The 5,092-nt window shown below is 64.8% G+C and carries 6 protein-coding genes; 5 read left to right on the top strand and 1 reads right to left on the bottom strand.

Annotation, left to right across the window (positions count from 1 at the left end):
* Positions 1–275: 275 nt before the first annotated feature.
* The 3 genes from E1294_RS53920 (at position 276) to E1294_RS50905 (ending at position 2,911) form a co-directional block, all read left to right on the top strand.
* Positions 276–443, top strand: coding sequence for a hypothetical protein (locus E1294_RS53920; protein ID WP_165977962.1), 168 nt, complete (start codon positions 276–278; stop codon positions 441–443).
* Positions 444–630: 187 nt separating this feature from the next.
* Positions 631–996 carry a DUF2809 domain-containing protein gene (locus E1294_RS50910; protein ID WP_132520238.1) on the top strand — a complete coding sequence of 122 codons (366 nt, stop codon included), beginning with the start codon at positions 631–633 and terminating at the stop codon, positions 994–996.
* 568 nt (positions 997–1,564) lie between these two features.
* Positions 1,565–2,911: an IS256 family transposase gene (locus E1294_RS50905; RefSeq protein WP_425465290.1), complete on the top strand. Its 1,347-nt coding sequence runs from the start codon at positions 1,565–1,567 to the stop codon at positions 2,909–2,911.
* A gap of 2 nt (positions 2,912–2,913) precedes the next feature.
* Here the strand turns inward: E1294_RS50905 and E1294_RS50900 are convergent, their stop codons facing one another.
* Positions 2,914–3,549: a winged helix-turn-helix transcriptional regulator gene (locus E1294_RS50900; RefSeq protein ID WP_165977960.1), complete on the bottom strand. Its 636-nt coding sequence runs from the start codon at positions 3,547–3,549 to the stop codon at positions 2,914–2,916.
* Positions 3,550–3,629: 80 nt separating this feature from the next.
* Between E1294_RS50900 and E1294_RS50895 the strand changes: the two genes are divergently transcribed.
* Entirely contained in the window at positions 3,630–4,139 is a 510-nt protein-coding gene (locus E1294_RS50895) for a pyridoxamine 5'-phosphate oxidase family protein (protein WP_132520229.1), read from the top strand.
* A gap of 14 nt (positions 4,140–4,153) precedes the next feature.
* Positions 4,154–4,714, top strand: a complete 561-nt coding sequence (locus E1294_RS50890) for a dihydrofolate reductase family protein (protein WP_132520227.1) — start codon at positions 4,154–4,156, stop codon at positions 4,712–4,714.
* The last annotated feature ends 378 nt before the right edge of the window (positions 4,715–5,092 follow it).

Here is a 5,092-nt window from a genome sequence, read left to right as displayed (position 1 = left end):
CTCGTGATGATCGGATTCTTGGTCGAACCTGATCTTCACGATGCGGCCGTCCTCATAGGCGGCCAGTGACGGAATCGCGATCACAATCACGCGCCGTCACGGCATCACGATCTTTGTGCCAGAGCCGAATTTCTCCAGGTGAGCGGCCAGCATGATCCAGGCTGGCGGCCTTGGAATTTCCAGGCGGACGGTCATGCGGCGTCTGGGTGGGCGGACAGGCCAGGGTGGTTTCGACGGAGTGAGGCGGAACCTACCCGGCGGAAGTGGTTGGGCATTTGGATTACACGCCGGACAACATCGTGCTCCGGGGCGGAGCCGAGGAGCGGGGTGGTGGCTGGGCGAGGATGTGGGATGAGGGCATCGGCGATGAGATCAAGCGGCGCGAGGCCTGGCTGGATCGGCCATGGCGCGCGGTCATCGAGACGGTGCTGAGCGCACCGTAACCCCCTGTTTCATCTGGTCGGGTCTCATTTCGGATGAATCGTCACTACGTTCCAGCGTGCTGGCATGCCGTCGCCATGGCACTCCACCGCGGTCGCCGACCTGACGCAATGAGCATGCCGCCATAGGTGACGAGCTCTATGATCAGGTTCGTCCTGATCATAGAGATTCGGAGAAGATGTCAATCTCATGCGCCGCGCCATGGTCCTTCTGGGTGGCGTCGCCCTCGCCATCGGCGCGTTCGTCCTCTTCTACCGGGGCCCGGGACAACCGTTCATCCGCGGCTACGTGAGCGACGTCGGCGCCACCATGCTGGTCTACGCGTTCTTGGGGCTGTTGTGGCGCACCACCGCCGCACGCCGCATCCTGGCCACGGCCGCGATCGCCGCCGCCGTCGAGTTCTACCAAATAGTCGGCATGACCCCGCCGGGCATCGGCGGTGTCCTGGTCGGCGCGTTCCCCGACCCATGGGACCTGGTCGCCTATGCCATCGGTGTGGTCGCGGCCCTGGCCTGGGAACGCCGATTGGTCCGATCCGATGATCAGACCGGCTGACTCTCGAACGCCACCCCACCGGCACGCTGACGGTACGGATGCCCCCCCAGCGGCGAGGTCATCGGGTTCGTCCTGCGCGGCAGCCAGCCGTCGCAAAGCAGGACCGCCGTATCTCAGGACAAGCCGTCGCGTCGCGTCGCGTTCTTCTTGATCGCGGTCAGTCATTGTCGTCCTTCCAGGAGCTCCGGTAGAAACGGCAAGATCAAGAGATTACGTGGCCATCGACCAGGATTTCCGAGGCTCTGGCACAAAGATCGTGATGCCGTGACGGCGCGTGATTGTGATCGCGATTCCGTCACTGGCCGCCTATGAGGACGGCCGCATCGTGAAGATCAGGTTCGACCAAGAATCCGATCATCACGAGCGACCGTGAGGGCTATTGTGCTGCACTTCCAAGCAGGGGGCGAGTGCTCCTGCTTCGATCTTCTGTCCACCTTGTTCCCGCACCTGACGGAAGTGCAGGTAGAGAGGGTGACGAAGGGTGGCGTCCAACCTTCGGTGTAAATGACGACGGGCGTAGGTTCCTCTTCGAGAACCGACCAAAGTCATCGAAGGAAGGACCACGCCCGTGTCGTCTCGAGTATCGCCTACCGACCGTATCCACGCCAAGATCGACGCTCTGTTCGCCGAGGACCGCGAGCTGCCCGAGATCCTGGAGGAGGTGGCCCGGCTCGGCGCGCAGGTACTGTTGCAGTCCGCGTTGGAGGCCGAGGTCACCGAGTTCCTCGGCCGGGACCGCTACCAGCGGGCCGCATCGGCGGGCAAGCAGGCTCGTCCGGGATCACGGAACGGCTACCGCCAAGTGACGGTCAAGACCACCACGGGGCCAGTGGAGCTGGCCCGCCCCAAGCTGCGTGGCACCACCGAACAGTTCGCCTCACGGCTGTTCGGCAAGCATGTCACCAAGACCAACGCCCTGGAGTTTCTGGTCATCGCCTCCTTTGTGCGCGGCCTGTCGACCAGGGACGTCGAAGCAGCCCTGGCCGACGCGCTCGGGGACCAGGCCGCGATCTCCAAGTCCACGGTCTCGACGATCTGTGCCCAGATCGCCAAGGAGTACCAGGTGTGGGCACAGCGACCCCTGGACGACCTCGCGCTGGACTACCTGTTCCTGGACGCGTCGTTCTTTCGCATGCATCCCGGCAGCCCGGCCGAGCCGGTGCTGGCCGCCTGGGGCATCACCACCGAGGGTAAGCCCGTCTTCGTCGCCCTGGCGCCGGGCACTGGAGAGTCCACCGATGCCTGGGCTGACTTCCTGACCGACCTCAATGACCGTGGCCTGGCCTCGCCGCTGCTGGTCATCTCTGACGGCGCCAAGGGCCTGATCGCCGCGATCGAGCAGGTCTACCCCGCTGCGCTGCGTCAACGCTGCACTATTCATCGATTGAGGATTATCTTGGCGAAGACCTCCAGAGGGATGCAGGGCGAGATCCGCGACGCCTACTGGAAGATCTTCGACACCGAAGACCTGGAGACCAAGCCTGGCCCGAAACTCGTCGAGATCATCGACAAGCGCATCGACGAGTTCGCCGCCAAGTACCGCACCCTGTACCCGGCCGCGATGAAGATCCTTCTCACTGACCGCGAAGGGCTGACCGCCTACCTGCGCTTTCCCGCCGAGCATCACCACCGCATCCGGCACTCCAACTTCATCGAACGCACCTTCGGCGAGACCCGCCGCCGCGCCAAGGTCATCGGCCGCTTTCCCGGCGAAACCTCCTGCATCAACCTCGTCTGGGCCGTGCTAGACCGGGCTTCCCGCGGCTGGCGCGGCCTGACCATGACCGCCGACGGCCTCCGCCTCCTGCAAGACCTCCGCCGCACCCTGTTCGACCCACCCCGCCAGCTACGACCACACACCGTAGCCGGCACCGCATCCAGCGATCACGCCGAAGCTGTCGGAGCCATCGCCTGACCCTACGGCTGGAGAAGGTCCGTCAGATGTCGCACGGAGGGCTCGTCGCCGTCGATGTGCAGCCGGCTGGACTGCTGGGCGGCCGGGATGGCGATCCGGCCGTCGATCACTTGGCGGAGGGTGTCGAGGTCGGTGCTGAGTGTCGCCGATGGCTGCCGGGCCGCCCGACGCTCGATCTGGAGGCTGCTGTCAGCGACGCGCACGAGGTAGGTGTCGCCGTCGACGCCGAGTTGGTAGGTACCGCTCAGTTCGTCGGCACGTGCCGGGTCGAACCCGGCCTTGAGCGACAGCAGCAGCGAGTCGATGCCGAGCTCGCCCTGGGGTGGTGAGGGTGCCTGACTGCCCCAGCGTCCCAGGTGAAGAAGCAGCGGCTCCAGCTCGTGCCCCCACTCGGTCAGCTCATAAAGCCGGACACGGGCCGGGGGACCGAGGTCTCGGCGACGCACCACGCCGAGGTCGATCAGGTCATGCAGGCGTTGTGTCAGCACGTTCGGGCTGGCGCCATGCAGGCCACCGAGCAGGTCGTTGAAGCGTTTGGGGCCCAGCAGCAGGTCACGCACCACCAGCAGCGCCCACCGCTCGCCGATCACATCCAGCCCGCGCGCCACCCCGCACGGATCTCCATAACTACGCGTCATAGTCCGCATCCTAGCAGGGAAAATCCTAAATTAGGAGTATTGCTTGCTATTTAGGAGTTAATCTTGTTAGCGTGCCAGACATGAACATCGAGAACCTGCCGCAAGGGGATGTGCGGCTCCTGGACACCCCCACCGCACAACGTCTGCTCGCCGCTCCGCTGGTGGCGCGGCTGGCCTACATGGGTAAGGACGCCACGCCACGGGTGATCCCGGTCAACTTTCTGTGGACCGGCGACGAACTGGTCATCGCCGCGTTCGCCGGCACCTACAAGGTCCGGGACCTGCGCGCCCGCCCCGATGTCGCGGTCTGCATCGACACGGCCGACGGCCCTCCGCAAGCGCTGATGCTCCGCGGACGGGTCACGATGACCGAGACCGATGGGGTGCTGCCCGAGTACGCCACCATGCAGCGCCAGGGAAGAGCAGAGGAGGACGCCAACGCCTACCTGGAGACCATCGACCAACCCGGACTGCGCATGGTCCGCATCAGCCTGCGTCCCACCTGGGTCGGCGTCGTCGACTTCGGCGAAGATCGACTCCCCGGACGCACGCCCGACCCGGTCCGCGAAGCCCTCAGCACCGCTCAGTAGCAGGAGGCCCCAAAATGGCACGAAAGATCATCGTTTCGATGTGGACGACACTCGACGGATTCGTCGCAGGACCCCGCGACGAGATGGACTGGCTGCGGATCGACGACCAGGTCATGCGCTACGAGCGGGAACTGGTGGAAAGCGCCGACACCCTCCTGCTCGGCCGCATCACCCACACCGACTTCGCCAGTTACTGGCCCAAGGCCGCCCACGACCCCGGCGAACCGGAGGAGGTGCGCAGGTACGGCTCCCGGGTCGACGCCATGGAAAAGATCGTCGTCTCCGCCTCAGGGGACACCACCCCGTGGCGGAACACCCAGCGCATCGACCACCCCGAGCAGATCAACGAACTCAAGCAAGGCCCAGGAGGCGACATCGTGGTTTACGGCAGCCTCGGGGTGATCCGTTCACTGACCGAACTCGGCCTCATCGACGAGGTCCACCTGCTGCTGCACCCGATCTTCCTGCAGAACGGCAAGCCCCTGTTCGACACCAGTCAGCCTGTGCGGCTCGACCTGATCTCAGCCGAGCCCCTTCCCTCGGGAGTCGTCCTCAGCAAATACCACGTCCCGTGATCACGGATGTGAGGTCCCGGGGGCATGGCATCCAGGTCGTCCAACTCCAAGCAGTTGCCACGACTCTCCGCTGAACCGAAATTACCCCTCAGTAACATGTCACTTGGTCGGGCCAGCTTTACCGGTGCGCACTCACCTACCGCCACCGGCAACCCCATCGACGATCAAGCCGAAAATGTCGCAGCCATCCGCTAACCTGACCATCAAACCGGAACCGACGTCCGTGTTTACACCCGATTCCGGACGCCACCGTGACGAAGAGTCGCAACGGCCTGCTGATCAGCACACGCGCGAAGAACACCGAGGCCGGGTGCGGCGCCTGTGGCACGTCGAGCCGGCGTGTCCACAGCCGGTACCGCCGACTTCTGCAGGATGTAA

The sequence above is a fragment of the Nonomuraea diastatica genome (assembly GCF_004349015.1).
Taxonomy (GTDB): domain Bacteria; phylum Actinomycetota; class Actinomycetes; order Streptosporangiales; family Streptosporangiaceae; genus Nonomuraea; species Nonomuraea diastatica.
Note: the sequence above shows the minus strand (reverse complement) of the source record. Positions and strands in the feature narration are given on the sequence as shown.

Bases quoted from the DNA above. Each gene is read 5' to 3' on its own strand.
- E1294_RS50910 (WP_132520238.1), top strand. From the start codon at position 631: ATGCGCCGCGCCATGGTCCTTCTGGGTGGCGTCGCCCTCGCCATCGGC.
- E1294_RS50895 (WP_132520229.1), top strand. From the start codon at position 3,630: ATGAACATCGAGAACCTGCCGCAAGGGGATGTGCGGCTCCTGGACACC.
- E1294_RS50900 (WP_165977960.1), bottom strand. From the start codon at position 3,549: ATGACGCGTAGTTATGGAGATCCGTGCGGGGTGGCGCGCGGGCTGGAT.
- E1294_RS50890 (WP_132520227.1), top strand. From the start codon at position 4,154: ATGGCACGAAAGATCATCGTTTCGATGTGGACGACACTCGACGGATTC.